15 protein-coding genes and 2 rRNA genes (1 of these 17 running past the window's edge) are annotated in these 18,600 nt (G+C 41.2%); 14 read left to right on the top strand and 3 right to left on the bottom strand.

Annotated features, from left to right (window positions below):
• The first annotated feature begins 83 nt into the window (after positions 1 to 83).
• Positions 84 to 1,130: a 3-dehydroquinate synthase gene (gene aroB, locus J4861_RS00090; RefSeq protein ID WP_211816161.1), complete on the top strand. Its 1,047-nt coding sequence runs from the start codon at positions 84 to 86 to the stop codon at positions 1,128 to 1,130.
• 166 nt (positions 1,131 to 1,296) lie between these two features.
• On the opposite strand, the gene J4861_RS00085 is transcribed toward aroB, so the two are convergent.
• Together J4861_RS00085 and J4861_RS00080 are read right to left on the bottom strand one after the other, a co-directional pair.
• Entirely contained in the window at positions 1,297 to 1,899 is a 603-nt protein-coding gene (locus J4861_RS00085; protein ID WP_211816159.1) for a DUF4738 domain-containing protein, read from the bottom strand.
• Positions 1,900 to 2,251: 352 nt separating this feature from the next.
• Complete coding sequence (locus J4861_RS00080; protein WP_211816658.1) at positions 2,252 to 2,389, bottom strand: hypothetical protein; 138 nt, start codon at positions 2,387 to 2,389, stop codon at positions 2,252 to 2,254.
• Positions 2,390 to 2,476: 87 nt separating this feature from the next.
• On the opposite strand from J4861_RS00080, the gene J4861_RS00075 reads away from it, so the two are divergent.
• The 4 genes from J4861_RS00075 (at position 2,477) to J4861_RS00060 (ending at position 5,435) form a co-directional block, all read left to right on the top strand.
• A complete protein-coding gene (locus tag J4861_RS00075) occupies positions 2,477 to 2,686 on the top strand; it encodes a hypothetical protein (RefSeq protein ID WP_211816157.1) in 210 nt (69 codons plus the stop codon).
• A 173-nt stretch (positions 2,687 to 2,859) separates the two neighbouring features.
• Positions 2,860 to 3,075: a hypothetical protein gene (locus J4861_RS00070; RefSeq protein WP_211816155.1), complete on the top strand. Its 216-nt coding sequence runs from the start codon at positions 2,860 to 2,862 to the stop codon at positions 3,073 to 3,075.
• 41 nt (positions 3,076 to 3,116) lie between these two features.
• A complete protein-coding gene (locus J4861_RS00065) occupies positions 3,117 to 5,063 on the top strand; it encodes a hypothetical protein (protein WP_211816154.1) in 1,947 nt (648 codons plus the stop codon).
• A 162-nt stretch (positions 5,064 to 5,225) separates the two neighbouring features.
• Entirely contained in the window at positions 5,226 to 5,435 is a 210-nt protein-coding gene (locus tag J4861_RS00060) for a hypothetical protein (protein ID WP_428842158.1), read from the top strand.
• Between the two features lie 585 nt (positions 5,436 to 6,020).
• On the opposite strand, the gene J4861_RS00055 is transcribed toward J4861_RS00060, so the two are convergent.
• Positions 6,021 to 7,559 carry a DUF438 domain-containing protein gene (locus J4861_RS00055; protein WP_211816153.1) on the bottom strand — a complete coding sequence of 513 codons (1,539 nt, stop codon included), beginning with the start codon at positions 7,557 to 7,559 and terminating at the stop codon, positions 6,021 to 6,023.
• A 297-nt stretch (positions 7,560 to 7,856) separates the two neighbouring features.
• Between J4861_RS00055 and J4861_RS00050 the strand changes: the two genes are divergently transcribed.
• The 9 genes from J4861_RS00050 to J4861_RS00010 all read left to right on the top strand — a co-directional run.
• On the top strand, positions 7,857 to 8,471 hold the full coding sequence (locus J4861_RS00050) for a DNA alkylation repair protein (RefSeq protein WP_211816152.1): 615 nt from the start codon (positions 7,857 to 7,859) through the stop codon (positions 8,469 to 8,471).
• Positions 8,468 to 9,280 carry a DUF3781 domain-containing protein gene (locus J4861_RS00045; protein ID WP_249110750.1) on the top strand — a complete coding sequence of 271 codons (813 nt, stop codon included), beginning with the start codon at positions 8,468 to 8,470 and terminating at the stop codon, positions 9,278 to 9,280. Before J4861_RS00050 ends, J4861_RS00045 begins: the two co-directional genes overlap by 4 nt.
• A gap of 8 nt (positions 9,281 to 9,288) precedes the next feature.
• Positions 9,289 to 9,822, top strand: coding sequence for a ClbS/DfsB family four-helix bundle protein (locus J4861_RS00040; protein WP_211816151.1), 534 nt, complete (start codon positions 9,289 to 9,291; stop codon positions 9,820 to 9,822).
• A 60-nt stretch (positions 9,823 to 9,882) separates the two neighbouring features.
• Entirely contained in the window at positions 9,883 to 10,443 is a 561-nt protein-coding gene (locus tag J4861_RS00035) for a GNAT family N-acetyltransferase (RefSeq protein ID WP_211816150.1), read from the top strand.
• 15 nt (positions 10,444 to 10,458) lie between these two features.
• Positions 10,459 to 10,992 carry an HXXEE domain-containing protein gene (locus J4861_RS00030; RefSeq protein WP_211816149.1) on the top strand — a complete coding sequence of 178 codons (534 nt, stop codon included), beginning with the start codon at positions 10,459 to 10,461 and terminating at the stop codon, positions 10,990 to 10,992.
• Between the two features lie 10 nt (positions 10,993 to 11,002).
• Complete coding sequence (locus tag J4861_RS00025) at positions 11,003 to 11,800, top strand: class I SAM-dependent methyltransferase (RefSeq protein ID WP_211816601.1); 798 nt, start codon at positions 11,003 to 11,005, stop codon at positions 11,798 to 11,800.
• A 541-nt stretch (positions 11,801 to 12,341) separates the two neighbouring features.
• Complete coding sequence (locus tag J4861_RS00020) at positions 12,342 to 15,212, top strand: cation-translocating P-type ATPase (RefSeq protein ID WP_211816148.1); 2,871 nt, start codon at positions 12,342 to 12,344, stop codon at positions 15,210 to 15,212.
• 546 nt (positions 15,213 to 15,758) lie between these two features.
• Positions 15,759 to 17,289, top strand: a 16S ribosomal RNA gene (locus J4861_RS00015).
• Between the two features lie 415 nt (positions 17,290 to 17,704).
• Positions 17,705 to 18,600 (top strand): 23S ribosomal RNA (locus J4861_RS00010); it runs 2,006 nt beyond the window's last position.
• The 16S and 23S rRNA genes sit together here, the layout of an rRNA operon.

The raw sequence follows: 18,600 nt of genomic DNA, 5'->3' as shown, positions 1-18,600 counted from the left end.
AGAGTGTGAAATATAGGTTCTGTTTCGTCTGTTAGTGGTAGGAAAAACCGTATTTTTGTATTGAATATTAAAGGAGAAAGCTTATGAGACAGAATATTATTATATCAAAACAGTTCAAGTGTGAATTGGCTACAGCCATCTCTGAATGTGAGAAAGATAAAATCTTCGTACTCGTTGATGAAACGACACGTGATAAGTGCTGGGAACTTGTCAAGGATGACTTCTGTCTGAAAGGAGCACAAGTAATTACGATTGGTACGACTGACAGTAGTAAGACACTTGAAACGGTAGCTCATGTATGGGAAGCATTGCAACAGGGAGGTGCTACGCGCCACTCTTTGCTTATCAATCTTGGTGGTGGTATGGTGACCGATCTTGGTGGCTTTGCGGCTTCAACTTTCAAGCGTGGTATCAACTTTATTAATATTCCAACGACACTCCTTGCGATGGTAGATGCCAGCGTGGGTGGTAAGACGGGTATCAATTTCGGCGGATTAAAGAATGAGATTGGTGTGTTTAGTGAGGCTGATGTCGTCCTCCTTAATACCGAGTGGCTTAAAACACTCGATACGGCAAACATCAGAAGTGGTTATGCTGAGATGTTGAAACATGGTTTGATAGCTGATGAAGCTATGTGGGCAGAGCTGATAAACTTTAATCTTGCACAGCCAGACTTACAGCAATTGAGCGAAATGCTTGCTAAGAGTGTGCGTGTAAAGGAGTGTATTGTTCAGGAAGATCCACATGAAAAGGGTATTAGAAAGGCATTAAATCTTGGACATACTTTTGGTCATGCGTTTGAGTCATGGTCATTAGAAAAGAATCCAATTCTTCATGGCTATGCAGTAGCTTTCGGTTTGATAGCAGAGCTTTATCTGTCTGTTGTGAAGACTGGCTTCCCTACTGAGCGTATGCGCCAGACGGTCAACTTCATTCGTGAGTATTATGGTACATTACCTATTACGTGTAATGATTATCCTAAGCTCATTGAGTTCATGCATCATGATAAAAAGAATCGTGGTAATGAAATCAATGTCACGCTCTTAGGTGGTATTGGTGATGTCCGTATCAACCAGTCTGTCAGTGAGGATGAAGTTAAGGAAGCCCTTGACTTTGTAAGAGAAGGGTAAGCCTTTGAACTTTGAGGTTTGAACTTTGAACTTTATGATTTGCGTTTAACCTTTGAACTTTGAGGTTTGACCTTTGAGTTTTATCCTTATCTATTTATCAACTTCACTGTACCCCACTTTAATCTATTTGGGCTCCCCTCCTTTCGGAGGGGTTGGGGGAGGCTTTTTACACCCCCTCTTCCTCAGCCTTCTCCAACTCACTCTTTGGTTGTTGTTGTGGTTGGTCGCTTGGTGTATCAAGTTGTGTAGCCTTGTTGATACGCATGCGGCTCATATTATCAATGGTTACATCCAATGGTACATACTCATCGCTCTTTGGATCAGGTGAACCCACACTTGCACCAAAGTAGAGTTTGTTACCCTCTGCACGGTCGAACATGAAACCAATCAGTGCACCATCCTTACCATATTGGTTATCAGTGTATTCTCTGAAATCATCTTTCGTAAGTGTACGCTCATAAAAAGATGAACCATCTTGACGAAGAATCTGTACTTGGAACTTGTTATCGTAGTATTTACGTCCGTCTTCATCACTGACGATTGACAATGACTTGTCTGCAAAGCGGTGGATACGAATCGTATAGGTACTACCCATCCATTCTATCTTCTTCTCATATTTGAAGTCGGTCATTGGCTGAGGTCCGCTCGGCACCTTTGGTTTTGGTGATATCTTTGTGATAATATCGTTTGATTTCTTTTCTTGCTTGCAGGCTGTGATACCAAAAAGTATCAAACCCAAGCTTAATATGTGAAATACTTTTCTTGTCATAATACGTGATTCTTGTTCGCAAAAGTACGTATTTTCTTTGAACCCTGCAAGAATGAAGTGTAAAAGATAGCTTTTCAAGTGGGGTAACGATACTGGATTATAAGGATACGGATAGGATATAAAGAGGTAGATTCTCTATTCCCTGAAATCGCTAATCAAACATGATTCTCTCATTAGTATGCTCATCATAAAGTCACTATTAAAATGGTGTTGACCCTGCGCACCAATGGTGCGGACGCTCCACACCGTTGGTGCGCAGGCGTTAACACGTAGCTTATCGATGCTAATAAGTTAGGATGAAAATGCTGAAAATAAAGGTGCATTGTAGGAGCACACAACCTAAAATCTTTTATTATGCTTTCAAACATTCATAGTAGATGTTATTATATTCATTCTCGATAGTGTCTAATACCTGCGAAACGGCCTGAATATACTTTGGCTCATTTGGAAAACGCTGTTTTAATCTTTCTACGACTTCTGTTGCTTTCATAAATAGTTGTTTTTATTTTTTTCTTGATTTGCTTTGATATTTTAATCTTTTTTGTTACTTTTGCGTCCGAATTCGAGATTAATAACGATGATACAAGCAATAAATTTTAATTTTAATAAGCGTAGCGCCTCATTCAACGAAGGTGTTCGCCACGCTATTGCTGTATCTAATTCATTGATGGACGAGAGTAAGAAAGTTGAAAAAAAGTTAGCTAATTATTTGGTAGTTCCAAATAATTTTGTACTCTCTCTCTCTCTCTCTCTCTCTCTCTCTCTCTCTCTCTCTCTCTCTCTCTAGTAGAGCAGGCTTAACCAACTTTTTAATTTCTTGCGTACGCGCGCGAGGCTCGCCGTGTACAATCATAGGTAAACAAAGGACTTTTAGGAGTTTCCTTTGTTCTTTTTTGTATTTTTATTTAAACCGAAATATAAAATATTTAAGCGATAAATTTTACTATTAAAAAGCAGATTATGAAAAAAACAAGGAAACAAGACTATTTACAACCAACGTGTTGCGTATTCTTCGTTGAGGCAGAAAGCCCTGTCTGCACTTCCGTTTACCACAAAGTGTCAGGTTCTTTTGAACCAAAGAATAACACCTATTTCGAGGAGAATAGATGGGATGCTCATGCCAGTGATACAGATTGGAAACGTGAAGATGTAGAGAGTGGAACAATAGAGTTCTAGAATTACAGAATGAGAGTTATAAATTTAAAAAGACATCAAGAATGAAAAGTAATTATTTAATATTGAAAACGTTTTTAAAACCGCTTGCTTTCGCCGTATTGCTTATTATGGCAGCTGCTTGTCAGCAGGAAGATAACATAAGTACAGGAGAAAGTACTAACGGCAAGGTGGTCATAACACCAACAATGCTTAAATTTGCAGAAGCACCATTCAGTGAAGATGATGGAGCCATAACGAGAGGGGCTGCAGAAGCACCTCAAACAAAGTCTGTAGATTTAGGTAATGGTATTGAAGCACAAATGACTCTTGAGGCTGATGCCAAGAGTGATACTATCTTCAAGAAGCCACGCACGCGTGCCTCACAACCTTTAAGCAATGGTTTCTACACTATCCGTGCTTTTCAAGGTAATACACTCAAAGGTGAGATGAAAGGTTATATAAACTATGGAGTCTTTACGCCTGCTACAGGTTCAAAGGATTGTATTATTCTTGATCCAAATCAGAATTACGACTTTGTTTGTTTCAATGACAAACTAAGCCAGAATTCTGATGGGACACTTTCTGTAACACAAGCAAATGTGAAGACTGCATACGTAGGACGTTTGGATAATACTTATGTCACAGGCAAAACTCAATATATTTCGTTCTATATGAAGCATGTTGGTTCGCGCGTATATCTTGAGTTACATAGTTTCCTCCCTATAAAGCATGCTGTCAGTGCAACGCTCACTTCACCTAACAACAATGTACCTACTAGCGTAAAACTTGATGAGAAAGGTTATAACCCTGTTGCTACATCTGTTACGACTGTTAATAAAACGCTAACGGCTAATTTTTGGCAGGATTTTATGTATGGCAGCTCTACAGATATAGTATATTTTGCTGCTGAAGATTCTAAGAATGACATGGAGTGGCACTATATCAACAGAGATACTACTTACACATGGTTCCTTCCTGGAACTCCACTTCGCCATATGCGTCTAGATTTACCTTCACTGACGCTCTACGGAAAGACAGCTGCACCAAGTACACATCTTTATTCTACAGATCCTGCTCTCTCAGGTTTTGTTACCAAAGAAAATACAACTTACAAACTCAAAATTCGTCTTGTCTATATGGGATTCAAATATCTATTCTCTGATGGCACTGTAGGAACGCTCAAAGCTAATCGAAGCAAGACTCCGATAGCCTTTGTTGTAAAAGACAATGACGGAACACCGAACTCTGGTGTAGCTATTGCTTTGAAAGAAGCAGATTTAGGTAGTTCTTGGTCGCCTTCTACTGGCAATGTGAAGAATACAGATTGTCAATGGACAACACAAAGCCTTTATAGTGTCCCTGGCTCTAATCCTGTTTATATGACAACAAACTTTCTACGCTTAGGGTCAGGACTTACTGACAATGTCTCTGACATGAACGGATATAACTGGACATGGGATCCTACGACTAATGCAATGCCTGACTCACCTGGTGGTCAGCCCAAAGGGAACAATCAATGGGCTTTCCCTGCTTTCTATTATGCCGCTCATTATGATCCAGGTGTTACTTTAACAGGTACTATTGCTAATCAGAAGTGGTATCTCCCTGCATCAGGTGAATGGAGAATCGCTATGGACGCTATGTGTTTGGGTCAGATTAATAATAGTTGGAGTTATAATGGTGGTAAAGGTGCAGCAGGTGGTGGACGTTTTGACCCAGTAATTCTAAATTATGCACTCACTGCCCATTACAGCAATAATGGTGTACTTGTCGGAGGTCAAAATTCTAATAGTTATGGTGCTTTCATGGATTATTTTACTAGTTCCTTTGAAAATAGCTCAGGAACTGTCTCCCCAGACCTAATTACCATTAGCCCTAGTTTAGGTTGGAGTGGAAATGATGGTACAAGCTATCCGAGTATATATTATATCCAATATCGAAGTGGGCAACAAATGTGGAATCAAGTAACGGATGTAAGAGCAAAGGTACGCGCTTTCATTCATTTCTAAAATGTTATAGTCAATGAGGATATTATAGCAAGCAATAATATTATTAACAAACGCTCCGTGGGCTAAAAGGTTTCGAGCCTACGGAGTTGTCACAAAGAGAGACCACCTTAAAGATGATATGGCAAATAAACCAATCCAGTTCTTCTTAAAAGAGCAACTCCTTTGTTTAAGAGTAAGGCAGTCTTGAAAGGCGAACAGTTTCGTGCGCAGCAGCACATTGAGAAGCCTGTTGTGAAACTTCTTGCCTCTCGTAAGTATTTCACGCTGAACGATGTTACCTTTGAGCAGGTGACACCAGGGGAAAAGAAAGCAAAGACGGAAAAGAAGACAGAGAAAAAGAACGAAAATCCTGGTCCTGTTCCTGCGGATTAATAAAGGCACAATTCGTCAGTCTAAGATATTCAATGTAAAGTTCGCGAACAAATTCAAAAAAGTTCGCGAACTTTTTTGAATTTGTTCGCGAACTTTTTTGTGTTTGTCATAGTAATATTTTAGGGCATTCAGCAATTTGGAGTGATACCTTTTGAGATTAAAACTTTGAAAAAAGGTCACACAGAGAAATGGAGAACACGGAGGTTTTATATAGTAGCAATCGTTAGACACAGAGGCACCGTTGGTGCGTGGAGGAACAGAGGATATTTGCGAGTTTTATTAATGTTTTTGTCTACTTTATTACAAAGCAGTGCTTTGCAAGATTTCTTAAAATGTTTATTACCAAAGTTATCAGCAATACGTACACTACGCCTCTGTCGCTCTTTATGCCTTCGGCACCTCCGTGATATTGTCTGTGCATTCACCTCCGTGTTCTCCCCCTCTCTGTGTGCCTTTTAATATGTAATAGGCTTACTTTATCACTCCATATTTCGGAAGAACCATAAAAAAAGGATGCACGAAATGTGCATCCTAAAGAGATTCTATTGAGAAACAACCTGTTACACAATGAGTGATAAGCCCACTTTAGGCGTCTTTGATGCACTCCTTTAGTAAATTGATAAACTTCTCTTCGCCTAATCCTGAACGCTCTGAAGCGGTGCGGACAGTAGCTTTCTTGAGAATCAACTTACCCAATGGTGTGTTTAGCATTTTGAAAGATGGATAGCGAGAAGCAAGTTCTTTCTTCAGATTAGGATAAGCTGCAAAGAGGTCTTTCAGACGGGTGTCTGGTGTTATCTCAATAGGAGCGCCTGATTGTGCAGCAGACGCTTCGTCGTCCTCATTGTCAGAAGGAGTAGTGTTTGCAGTACTTTCCTCTTCTTTTCCAGCCCATGTCAGCAAGGTCTGTGAACCTGTCAACTCACGGATATGTGTACAGTCCTGCATCATTTCGAGTACGCCACGGAAGCGGCCTTCTGCATCGCGCACAGCAAAGTAAACGATGTAGATAAATACTTCTGGCTTGTTAATCCAGAACTCGGCTTTATCTTGTTCGCCACTACGGAATTTCTCTACGATTTCCTCAACGATGTGTACACTCTTACGTGGGTGGCAGTTAGACACCTGTCGCCCGATAACATTCTTCGATCTTGGGAAGATACGATGGTCGGTATCTGAATAGAACTTCACCAATTCGTTCTCGTCCACGAATGAGATGTCTACTGGCAGATGCTTATAGATAAGGTTTATCTGCTCTAAGGTCAGCTTACCTGTTGCCACATCCAACTCCTGCTGTGGTCCTGCAGAGTAGCCATACTTGCTGAGCAATGCCTGCAGGTCTTCTGCAAAGCCCTTTTGAGGTGTTGAGTGTTGAGTGTTGGGTGTTGATGGTGTGTCTACTTTGAAGAAGGCAAAACCAATCTCTTGGTCGCCCGACTTCATATCTTCAAACTCCTCTGCAGAGATAAGGGCGTATGAAGTAGGGTAGAGGATAGTCTCCTCCTTTTCCATCAAGTCGCGTGCATAGGCGATAAGCTCATTTTGTTTAGTGATGAAAGCTTCATCTTCGCCAGCCTCTAAGAGTCGGAGTGAATCCTTAATCTCATCACGAACGATGTCGTCAAAGTTCCACATTGTTGTCGTTGGGCGGTCGAATCCTTTCTTCTCCAAAAGTGGATAGAGCTGATTCTGCTTACGGTGATAGTGAATAGGATACTGACGAATCTGGTCGTAGAGTTCTAACCACTGGTTTTTAATGACAGGATATTGTACAAGATCCTCGACCGCAAGGAGCAGTCTTCGCATCTCGTCATTTTCTTTATAATAATGTGAGAGTGGGTGATCCTCTGGTACATCAGGACGGCTGTAGTCCATGAAACCTTCAACGAGTTCAATAATCTTGCGCATGTCTGCACGGATACACTCGTCGTCCTCACGCGACTTCATATTCTGTTCGATGAAGGCAAGGTGATAAGGGCGAATCTTTCCTACCTTTGTCTTCATCACTTCGCGTGCCTCTTCTAATGAGAGCTGTCCTGTTTCATACTTTTCTTCAAGCTCAAGCATTGCCTGCATTTTCTCCATCTCAATTGCTGGGAGAAAGTCTTTCATCTTATTTGCCATAACTTTGTTACTGATTTTTATTATTTCTAATGCAAAGATACTGAGTTATTGGTAAATAGTAAGATAACAAATGTGACCATGTTAAGTTAAATAATGGTAATTTATTGCTTAAATTAATGTGATGTTTTTGGCTGATTAATGTTTCCCCTTCTATCATTTCTTTTCTTCCTCATAATTTATTATCTTTGCCATAGTTTCATTGGATAGATCATTTTTCACGGACAAATATGACCTTCTAATTTTCGAAGGGTATATATAACTTGTAGATATGATTTATCTTAGAAAGGGTTTATAACAATGGGGATAGATAATGTCTTGAACAAAATACTGTTAATAGAACATGGTTTTCAGCATATTATTGATGGTGCTGATGGAATCCTTTCGACATACTCAAAGGAACAGTGCTTTGAATTTGCTCTTGAATTGTTAAAGCGCGAAGCCTATCAAGCCCGAATGTTGGCAACAACGATTTTAGGCAGATTGGCAACAGAAGATAATAACGCACTTCGTTTTCTGAAAGAGCGAGTAAGCACTGATGAGAATTGGCGAGTGCAGGAAATGCTTGCAAAGGCTTTCGATGAGGTTTGCCGACATAGAGGGTATGAAGTTTCTTTACCTCTCATAGAAGAATGGATAACAGACGATAATCCAAATGTTATCCGTGCTGTAACTGAGGGACTGAGGATTTGGACAAGTCGCCCGTATTTCAAAGAAAATCCATCGGTGGCTATTGCTCTCATTGCTAAGCATAAGGCATACGAAAGCGAATATCTTCGGAAATCCGTAGGAAATGCTTTAAGAGATATAAGCAAGAAGCACGCAGAATTGGTGTGGCAGGAAGTGGAACGATGGGATTTATCCAATCCTCGAATTTCGTTTACTTACAAACTTGCAGCCAAGCTGCTAAAATGAATATTACAATGGGCAAAGCCATTCTTTTTATTTTCTCTGGGCTACCAGCAGTTGGCAAATCCACACTTGCAAGATTTTTAGTAAAAGAGTTTGGAGCTGTTTATCTGCGCATTGATACCATTGAACAAGGTTTGAAAGACTTGTGTCGTATCAATGTTGAGGGAGAAGGCTATCGGTTGGCATATCGTATGGCAGCCGACAATTTGCAATTGGGCAACAATGTCGTGGCTGATTGTTGTAACCCTATTGAACTGACAAGGCAAGAATGGGAAGAGGTTGCTGTTAATAACAACTGTCGTTTTGTAAATATTGAGGTTATATGTTCGGATAAGAAAGAACACAAAAAGCGTGCAGAACAGAGAAGTACAGAAGTAGCAAATATGAATCTCCCTGTGTGGGACGACATCGAAAACCGAGAATATCACGAGTGGCACAAAAACCGCATCATCATTGACACAGCAGGAAAGACCATTAAACAATGCCAAACCGAACTAAAAGAAAAGGTTGCCGATAGTCTTTCGCAAAAAGGAGATGGTCAAGAATATGAAAGCATAGACGATTCGCTGAAAGCAACCATCATAGAAAAGCTCTGTTATACAAAATTTGTGTATGACAGAATAAACCGAAAGCTCGGACTTTATCTATCGCCACAAGAAATAGAAAGTTTTATTTCAGACATTATCATGCATACAGATACGAATCATTTCCTGAAAAAAGGAAAGAACTATTATATAACTAATGATACAGAACATATCCGTATCACCGTTAACTCTTGTACATTCAGAGTTATTTCAACTGATAAAATATAAAAAAAACAATGGCACGAGCAACAACAAAAGTGGATTTAATAACATCTGCTAATGGACAATTTGAGAAGATGTGGAAGCTCATAGACAGTATGAGCGAAGAGCTACAGACAGCAACCTTTGCAGAAAAAATGGCTGCAATGGGCAAAGAAGCACATTGGAGCAGGGACAAAAATCTGCGCGATGTACTTATTCATCTGTATGAATGGCATCAGTTGTTACTGAATTGGATAAACTCCAATCGTGAGGGAGAATGCGAATCTTTTCTTCCTGAGCCTTATAATTGGAAAACATATCCAGTAATGAACGTGGAGTTTTGGAAGAAACATCAAAACACATCGCTATCAGATGCAAAGGCAATGTTAAAAGAAAGCCATCAACAAGTAATGGAATTGATTGCAACTTTCTCTGACAACGAACTCTTTAACAAGGGCATATTCGATTGGACGGGTACCTCTACGCTTGGTTCTTATAGTGTTTCAGCAACTTCAAGCCATTATGATTGGGCGATAAAGAAAATAAAAGTACATATTAAAACACAATAAACAAACAATAGAAATCTTATAATAAGGCTAATAAAGAAACGTGGAAGATAAGAAAAAAGTATGGAACTACAAACAAAATGCCTGCTATTGAGAGCATGGAAAGAAAGCGATGCTGAAGCATTATACAAGTATGCACAGAATCCAAACGTTGGTCCGATTGCTGGTTGGGCACCACATACAAGTGTAGAGAACAGTCGTGAAATTATAAAAACAGTACTCTCTGCTCCTGAAACCTATGCAGTTGTGTTGAAAGAAACTGGTGAAGCTGTCGGCAGCGTTGGAATAATGACTGCAAGAAGTGAAATCAAAAGCGCACAAATGACAGACAATGAGTGTGAAATAGGTTATTGGATTGGTGAACCCTATTGGGGACAAGGCTTGATACCCGAAGCCGTAAACGAATTGCTTCGGTATGCGTTTGAGGATTTAGGGAAAACTACAGTTTGGTGTGGGTACTACGATGGCAACGAGAAATCGAAACGAGCACAAGAGAAATGCGGATTTGTTTACAGTCATACAGAAGATAATAAGCCTGTTCCACTGTTAAATGAGGTTCGCACAGAACATTTTACTAAAATCACTTTAGAGGATTGGAAGAAACAGTATGGTAGTTTGAAATAAATAAAAAGAGAAATTATGGCAAAAATAAACTTAATAATGATGCTTCTTCCTTTCGTGTTTATGGTTCATGATTACGAGGAAATTATTATGTTTAGGCGTTGGATTGACAGAAATAGGGAAGAATTGAGAAAACGATTCCCTAAAATAGAATCGTTTTTTACTCGACAAGGATCTTTTGATTATTCCACTTCTACCTTTGCCGTTGGTACTGCTCACGAGTTCATACTTATTTCTGTTGTTTCGTTTTGCTCGGTTTGGACAGGTCAATATCAATGGTGGTTTGCTGCATTGACAGGATATTCCGTTCACTTGTTAATGCATATCGTACAGTGGATTGTATATCGAAAGTATGTGCCAGTTATCATTACAAGCCTCCTAACATTGCCTTACTGCATCTATTCTTTTGTTGAATTCTCAAAAGTAACAGTTCTATCCTTCTCACAAATGGTTTTATGGGCAGTTATTGGTATTGTGCTTACCATACTAAGTGTGTTTTCTGCATTCTTCTTTATGGATAGGTTTCAACGTTGGGAGAAGGGTAATAAATAAGAAATACATGATGGAAGATTATTATAAGATAAACAAAGAAGCGTGGAATGCAAGAACAAAAATTCATTTGTATTCTTCATTTTACGACTTGGACAAGTTTAAAAGAAAGGTAAAGTCTGTTCCTGACTTGGATTTGTCTCTATTAGGAGATGTTCGAGGAAAGTCTATTCTGCATCTTCAATGCCATTTCGGCATGGATACGCTTTCCCTGTCAAAGATGGGAGCTAATATCGTTGGTGTGGATTTCTCGGAAGAGGCTATACAAACAGCAAAGTCGTTGAATGAGGAGTTAGGGCTGAATGCACAATTCTGTTGCTGCAATATCTATGATGCGCCTACTATGTTGAAAGGGCAGAAGTTCGACATTGTATACACATCTTATGGTGTAGTTAATTGGTTGCCAGACTTAATCCAATGGGGACAAGTAATTTCACAAACGCTGAAAGACGGTGGAAAGTTTGTTATCGTGGAATTCCATCCCATATTGTGGATGTTTAATGAAGAATTCTCGCAAGTCCGATATGCTTATTCACGCAAAGAGCCTTACATTGTGGAAGAATCTACCTACACTGATTCGGAAAATGACAATCGGCAAAAGACCGTTACGTGGAATCATGGGTTAGCTGTAGTGCTGAATGGTTTGCTCAATAATGACTTACAGGTCCAGTCTTTCGGGGAGTATGATTACTCACCTTTCAACCTATTTGGGAATATGGCTGCTGAAAAGAATGGAACATTCAAAGTCGCAGGAAAGAATGGCGAGATACCATTGCTGTTTTCTGTTGTTGCCGTGAAACCTTCAAAGTGAAGGAAAATTTTATAAAGAAGGAACGGCATGGCTATTGAGAAAAAGTCTTTCAGTTTGAGGCTACGGTGTTCTTGGTAAATGGTATGATAGCAAATGTTTATTAAGTTAAATAATGATAGTTTATTGCTTATGTTAACGTGATATTTTTGCTTGAATAATGTTTTTCCTCCATTATTTTTTCTTCCTCATAAGTTTATTATCTTTACCATAGTTTCTATGCAATATTCATAGCATTATGATTAAGTTTCGCAAAAACATATATGTATTGGGATGACAATAATACTAAAAGGATAGGAAAAGAATAGGAGAGTGGGTATCGTTTAGAACTAATGACTTCAGAATTTTATTAAGAAATACATGATTTTATGATTTGTAAGTTACAGAAATGCAGATAATAATCAGATTATTTGTAACTTTGCAAACAGATATATCAAAGTTGATAAAGTTATGAAAGGATTAGGAATTAGTGAAAGGAACTGCTATCTACTTATTAATTGTAGGATAGGATTAAGTCCATCTAAATAAACTTGCTAAGATTATTATGAAGCAAAAGAAACATTATGAAGGATTGACTGACACAGAGGTGTTGAAGAGTCGTGAGCAATATGGGGCTAATGTGCTAACGCCCCGAGAGAAGAATCCACTATGGAAACAGTTCTTGGAAAAGTTTGAAGACCCACTGATTATTATTCTGCTTATTGCGGGTTTTCTCTCTATTGCTATCTCTTGTTGGGAGTATTGGGGCCTTCATGTTGAAGATGGCACAGCCGTTTTCTTCGAACCAGTCGGTATATTCCTCGCTATCTTCTTGGCTATGACGATTGCTTTCTTCTTTGAATTAAAAGCGGATAAAGAGTTTGCTATCCTCAATCAAGTGAACGATGAAGAGGAGGTGGAGGTCATCAGAAATGGAAATACAACGACTGTTGCTAAAAAAGATATTGTAGTTGGCGATATTGTTATTATCAATACAGGTGCTGAGATTCCTGCTGACGGTAGGTTGTTGGAGGCAATCTCATTGCATGTTGATGAGTCTACACTGAATGGAGAGAGCGTACCTGCTTATAAATCGGTAAAAGAGGAGGAGTTTGAAAAGGATGCTTCATACGCTACGAACCAGGTGTTACGTGGTACGAAGGTAATGGAGGGGCATGGTATCTTTCAGGTTGAGGCTGTAGGCGATAGGACAGAAAATGGTAAGGTGTTTGAGGCTGCACAAATTGATGATAGCGTTAAAACACCTCTTAGTGAGCAACTTGATGGACTGAGTGTGCTTATTACGAAACTAAGTTATGTCTTTGCAGGACTTATCATTGTAGGTAGATTAATGGTGTTTTTCCATTGGAGTCCTATTGTTTGTACTTTAACCATTCCTACTATCATCTTCTTTTGGCTTGTTATCAGGAAGTTTGATGGCTGGAAGTGGTATTCGAAAACAATCAGCACTGTTGCTTATTTCTGTATTTTGATGGCGTGTGTGATAGTTTTTCATGATTGCCTCATGCCCGATAAGAGTATGGCAGGATTGCTTTCTCATGTGCTGAATACAATGATGATTGCTGTTACATTGATTGTTGTTGCAGTGCCAGAAGGTCTTCCTATGGCTGTGACATTGAGCTTGGCTTATAGTATGCGCCGAATGATGAAGACCAATAATCTTGTACGTAAGATGCATGCTTGTGAGACAATGGGTGCTACAACGGTTATCTGTACGGATAAGACGGGTACGCTGACACAGAACCAGATGCGTGTTTATCAAACTCAATTCTATGCTTTAGCTAATCAGGCATTAGATGATGGTCTTGCTTCTTGTTTGTTGAAAGAGGGGATAGCTGTCAATTCTACTGCTTCAATAGATTATACCGATGCGTGTAATCTTAAGGTTTTGGGTAACCCTACTGAAGGTGCATTACTTCTTTGGTTGAAGGATAATCAGGTTTCTTATCAGGAACTGAGAGAGGCTGTGCAGGTTATTGATGAGCTTCCTTTTACCACAGAACGGAAGTATATGGCAGTGCTTGTCAACTCTGCTTTGATAGAAGGTAAGCAGATTCTCTATGTGAAGGGTGCGCCAGAGATTGTCTATGGCCTTTGCAAACAAACTGATTGCAATGTGCCGAAAGAGGAGATTGAGCATCAGTTGGAAGACTATCAAGAGCAGGCTATGCGAACGTTGGGCTTTGCTTATCAGATTGTAGATGGTAAAGCGGAGGTCTTTAAGGAGGGAAGAGTTGTCGCTGATAATCTAACGTTCCAGGGTATTGTCGCAATTAGCGACCCTGTGAGAAGTGATGTGCCTGAGGCTGTCGCTGAATGTATGAAGGCGGGTATTGACGTGAAGATAGTAACTGGAGATACCGCAAGGACGGCTAAGGAGATTGGTAGACAAATTGGCTTGTGGACAAGTAGTGATACGGATAAGAATATTATAAGTGGTCCTGACTTTGCTGCGCTTTCTGATGATGAATTGGATAAGCGTGTGAAGGATCTGAAGATTATCTCTCGCGCTCGTCCGTTGGATAAGAAACGTCTTGTGGAATCGTTGCAACGTTGTAATGAGGTGGTAGCTGTTACGGGAGATGGAACCAACGATGCACCTGCGTTACAAGCGGCACATGTGGGACTTTCGATGGGTGATGGTACTTCTGTTGCTAAGGAGGCTTCGGATATTACGATTATCGATAACTCTTTTAGTAGTATTGGGAAGGCTGTGATGTGGGGACGTTCGCTTTATCAGAATATACAACGTTTCTTACTCTTTCAGCTAACCGTCAATGTTGCAGCTTGTTTCCTCGTACTTGCTGGTGCGTTTATGGGTACGGAGTCTCCGCTGACAGTAACGCAGATGCTGTGGGTAAATCTTATTATGGATACCTTTGCGGCAATGGCGTTGGCTTCTTTGCCTCCATCAGAGAAGGTGATGAAGGACTGTCCACGTGATAGGAATGCCTTTATTATCAATCGTTCTATGGGTTGGAATATCATTGGTGTGGGTGGTTTCTTCTTTGTGCTGCTGTTGGTATTGCTTTATATCTTCGAACATGCTGATATTACTGCATTGAGAGATATTCTTCATTTGCAGCTTGGTGAGGTTAATGGACTTAGCCCATACGAGTTGACTTTGATTTTTACTATCTTTGTAATGACGCATTTCTTCTATCTGTTCAATGCGCGTGCTTTTGAAACTGGACGGAGTGCGCTTCATTTCAAGGGATGTCGTGGATTGCTCTTTATTATCTCAATTATCTTTATAGGACAAATTGCGATGGTGGAACTTCCTATTCTGCAAAAGTTCTTTAATATCGTTAAGGGTGGATTATCTGTTGAGGATTGGGCAATTATCTTGATTGGTTCCTCTTTAGTCTTATGGGTTAGAGAGGCTTGGCATCTGATAAAATCGTTTAAAGAATAAGTGAATGGGGTGTTATAAGTCTCTTTTGTGAGTGGTTGAGTACCTTGAAGGGGGATTACTCATAGTGATGTGATTACAAAAAAGTTTTATCATGGTCTTATATATATAATAAGGTGAAATAGGGTTTATCTTCTCTCTAACGAAGAAAAAACACTTTTTTGATAAAATTTTCCTTCAAAACATTTGGAGGTTACACGAAAAGTCTATACCTTTGCACTCGCTTTACAAAACAAGCCACCTGGCAAGTTGCTTAAAGCGGTTAAAGAAAGAGTTCTTTGAAAAGATTTACATAAACAGAGAAGTAGTACAAGAAGCGTCTGTTTGGTTTTATATCAAATGGATGGGTAAAAGAAACGAACCGATCAATTCGTTGTCCCTACTTTTGAGGCACCGCCTCAAAATAATTAAGGAACAAAAGAAAAGGTGCTTTTTACTTGATACTTTTAGGATAAGCGTTCTGAAACAGAGATTACTCGGTGAAGCGTTTGGGTTAACATGGTATTCATTATCACTTATCACCTATCACTTATCACCAAAACATATTTTACAATGGAGAGTTTGATCCTGGCTCAGGATGAACGCTAGCTACAGGCTTAACACATGCAAGTCGAGGGGAAACGGCATTGAGTGCTTGCACTCTTTGGACGTCGACCGGCGCACGGGTGAGTAACGCGTATCCAACCTTCCCATTACTGTGGGATAACCTGCCGAAAGGCAGACTAATACCGCATAGTCTTCGATGACGGCATCAGATTTGAAGTAAAGATTTATCGGTAATGGATGGGGATGCGTCTGATTAGCTTGTTGGCGGGGTAACGGCCCACCAAGGCGACGATCAGTAGGGGTTCTGAGAGGAAGGTCCCCCACATTGGAACTGAGACACGGTCCAAACTCCTACGGGAGGCAGCAGTGAGGAATATTGGTCAATGGACGGAAGTCTGAACCAGCCAAGTAGCGTGCAGGATGACGGCCCTATGGGTTGTAAACTGCTTTTGTATGGGGATAAAGTTAGGGACGTGTCCCTATTTGCAGGTACCATACGAATAAGGACCGGCTAATTCCGTGCCAGCAGCCGCGGTAATACGGAAGGTCCAGGCGTTATCCGGATTTATTGGGTTTAAAGGGAGCGTAGGCTGGATATTAAGTGTGTTGTGAAATGTAGACGCTCAACGTCTGACTTGCAGCGCATACTGGTTTCCTTGAGTACGCACAACGTTGGCGGAATTCGTCGTGTAGCGGTGAAATGCTTAGATATGACGAAGAACTCCGATTGCGAAGGCAGCTGACGGGAGCGCAACTGACGCTTAAGCTCGAAGGTGCGGGTATCAAACAGGATTAGATACCCTGGTAGTCCGCACAGTAAACGATGGATGCCCGCTGTTGGTACCTGGTATCAGCGGCTAAGCGAAAGCATTAAGCATCCCACCTGGGGAGTACGCCGGCAACGGTGAAACTCAAAGGAATTGACGGGGGCCCGCACAAGCGGAGGAACATGTGGTTTAATTCGATGATACGCGAGGAACCTTACCCGGGCTTGAATTGCAGAGGAAGGATTTAGAGATAATGACGCCCTTCGGGGTCTCTGTGAAGGTGCTGCATGGTTGTCGTCAGCTCGTGCCGTGAGGTGTCGGCTTAAGTGCCATAACGAGCGCAACCCCTCTCTTCAGTTGCCATCAGGTAGTGCTGGGCACTCTGGAGACACTGCCACCGTAAGGTGTGAGGAAGGTGGGGATGACGTCAAATCAGCACGGCCCTTACGTCCGGGGCTACACACGTGTTACAATGGCCGGTACAGAGGGATGGTGTAATGCAAATTGCATCAAATCTTGAAAGCCGGTCCCAGTTCGGACTGGGGTCTGCAACCCGACCCCACGAAGCTGGATTCGCTAGTAATCGCGCATCAGCCATGGCGCGGTGAATACGTTCCCGGGCCTTGTACACACCGCCCGTCAAGCCATGAAAGCCGGGGGTGCCTGAAGTCCGTGACCGCAAGGATCGGCCTAGGGCAAAACTGGTGATTGGGGCTAAGTCGTAACAAGGTAGCCGTACCGGAAGGTGCGGCTGGAACACCTCCTTTCTGGAGAGTTCGCTTATTAGTTGATTTAGTTGATAAGTATGTAAGTATACAAGTCAAGAAGTTAACGGTAATCAAGATAAATAAAAGAACCTTTGGTTCGTTTTTCTTCTTGTACTCACTGTACTCTGTATTATATAAATGTAGGAGTTTAGAGTTTAAGGCTCACATAAAGGTTCAAGCCCTTATTCTCCACTTCGCTGTCTTCTGCTTCTGAGGCACTGCCTCAGAATACACAGAGCAACAGCATAAGATCTTTGACATATTGACACAAGCAAGACTGTAATGTAGAACTATTCTTTCTATAATGGGAAGAATTAGCATTCTAATTATTGAAGAAACAACTTCAAATTCTTTAGAATCACACAACAGCTGAAAGTATGAGCTACATTCTTTGTAAGCAATTACAGAGAAGGCGAAGAAAGTAAGAAAGGGCGCATGGCGGATGCCTTGGCTCACGGAGGCGATGAAGGACGTGATAAGCTGCGATAAGCCTTGGGTAGGTGCAAATAACCTTTGATCCAAGGATTTCCGAATGGGACAACCCAGCAGGTTGAAGACCTGTTATCACTACAGACGTAGTGAGGCGAACGAAGGGAACTGAAACATCTTAGTACCTTTAGGAAGAGAAAATAAATAATGATTCCCCTAGTAGTGGCGAGCGAACGGGGAATAGCCCAAACCTGCTTTGTGGCAACGCTTAGCAGGGGTTGTAGGACCACGCTGTCGTACTTAGATTGTGAGAAGAATGTTCTGGAAAGAACAATCATAGAGGGTGATAATCCCGTATTCGAAGCATGACGAGACGTAGTGGTATCCTGAGTAACGCGGAACACGTGAAATTCTGCGCGAATCCGCCGGGACCATCCGGTAAGGCTAAATACTCCCGTGAGACCGATAGTGAACGAGTACTGTGAAGGAAAGGTGAAAAGCACTCCGATGAGGAGAGTGAAATAGTTCCTGAAACCATGCGCCTACAAGCGGTCGGAGCCGCGTAAGCGGTGACGGCGTGCCTTTTGCATAATGAACCTACGAGTTACCATGTCTGGCAAGGATAAGCGTCATGAGACGCGCATCCGCAGTGAAAGCGAGCCTGAATAGGGCGTCGAGTCAGATGGGGTAGACGCGAAACCAAGTGATCTACACTTGCCCAGGTTGAAGTCCGGGTAACACCGGATGGAGGACCGCACGGATAAGCGTTGAAAAGCTTCCCGATGAGGTGAGTGTAGGAGTGAAAGGCCAATCAAACTTGGAGATAGCTCGTACTCCCCGAAAGGCATTTAGGTGCCGCGTGCGACGATTTCCATAAGAGGT

Source organism: Prevotella melaninogenica, from assembly GCF_018127925.1.
GTDB classification, from domain to species: domain Bacteria; phylum Bacteroidota; class Bacteroidia; order Bacteroidales; family Bacteroidaceae; genus Prevotella; species Prevotella melaninogenica_C.
This window is presented reverse-complemented; position numbering and strand designations above follow the sequence as displayed.

What these genes read in the sequence shown, in the direction of transcription:
- J4861_RS00050 (WP_211816152.1), top strand. Translation starts at nt 7,857, where the DNA reads ATGGGGATAGATAATGTCTTGAACAAAATACTGTTAATAGAACATGGT.
- J4861_RS00045 (WP_249110750.1), top strand. Translation starts at nt 8,468, where the DNA reads ATGAATATTACAATGGGCAAAGCCATTCTTTTTATTTTCTCTGGGCTA.
- J4861_RS00075 (WP_211816157.1), top strand. Translation starts at nt 2,477, where the DNA reads ATGATACAAGCAATAAATTTTAATTTTAATAAGCGTAGCGCCTCATTC.
- J4861_RS00035 (WP_211816150.1), top strand. Translation starts at nt 9,883, where the DNA reads ATGGAACTACAAACAAAATGCCTGCTATTGAGAGCATGGAAAGAAAGC.
- J4861_RS00030 (WP_211816149.1), top strand. Translation starts at nt 10,459, where the DNA reads ATGGCAAAAATAAACTTAATAATGATGCTTCTTCCTTTCGTGTTTATG.
- J4861_RS00025 (WP_211816601.1), top strand. Translation starts at nt 11,003, where the DNA reads ATGGAAGATTATTATAAGATAAACAAAGAAGCGTGGAATGCAAGAACA.
- J4861_RS00065 (WP_211816154.1), top strand. Translation starts at nt 3,117, where the DNA reads ATGAAAAGTAATTATTTAATATTGAAAACGTTTTTAAAACCGCTTGCT.
- J4861_RS00040 (WP_211816151.1), top strand. Translation starts at nt 9,289, where the DNA reads ATGGCACGAGCAACAACAAAAGTGGATTTAATAACATCTGCTAATGGA.
- aroB (WP_211816161.1), top strand. Translation starts at nt 84, where the DNA reads ATGAGACAGAATATTATTATATCAAAACAGTTCAAGTGTGAATTGGCT.
- J4861_RS00070 (WP_211816155.1), top strand. Translation starts at nt 2,860, where the DNA reads ATGAAAAAAACAAGGAAACAAGACTATTTACAACCAACGTGTTGCGTA.
- J4861_RS00055 (WP_211816153.1), bottom strand. Translation starts at nt 7,559, where the DNA reads ATGGCAAATAAGATGAAAGACTTTCTCCCAGCAATTGAGATGGAGAAA.
- J4861_RS00080 (WP_211816658.1), bottom strand. Translation starts at nt 2,389, where the DNA reads ATGAAAGCAACAGAAGTCGTAGAAAGATTAAAACAGCGTTTTCCAAAT.
- J4861_RS00020 (WP_211816148.1), top strand. Translation starts at nt 12,342, where the DNA reads ATGAAGCAAAAGAAACATTATGAAGGATTGACTGACACAGAGGTGTTG.
- J4861_RS00085 (WP_211816159.1), bottom strand. Translation starts at nt 1,899, where the DNA reads ATGACAAGAAAAGTATTTCACATATTAAGCTTGGGTTTGATACTTTTT.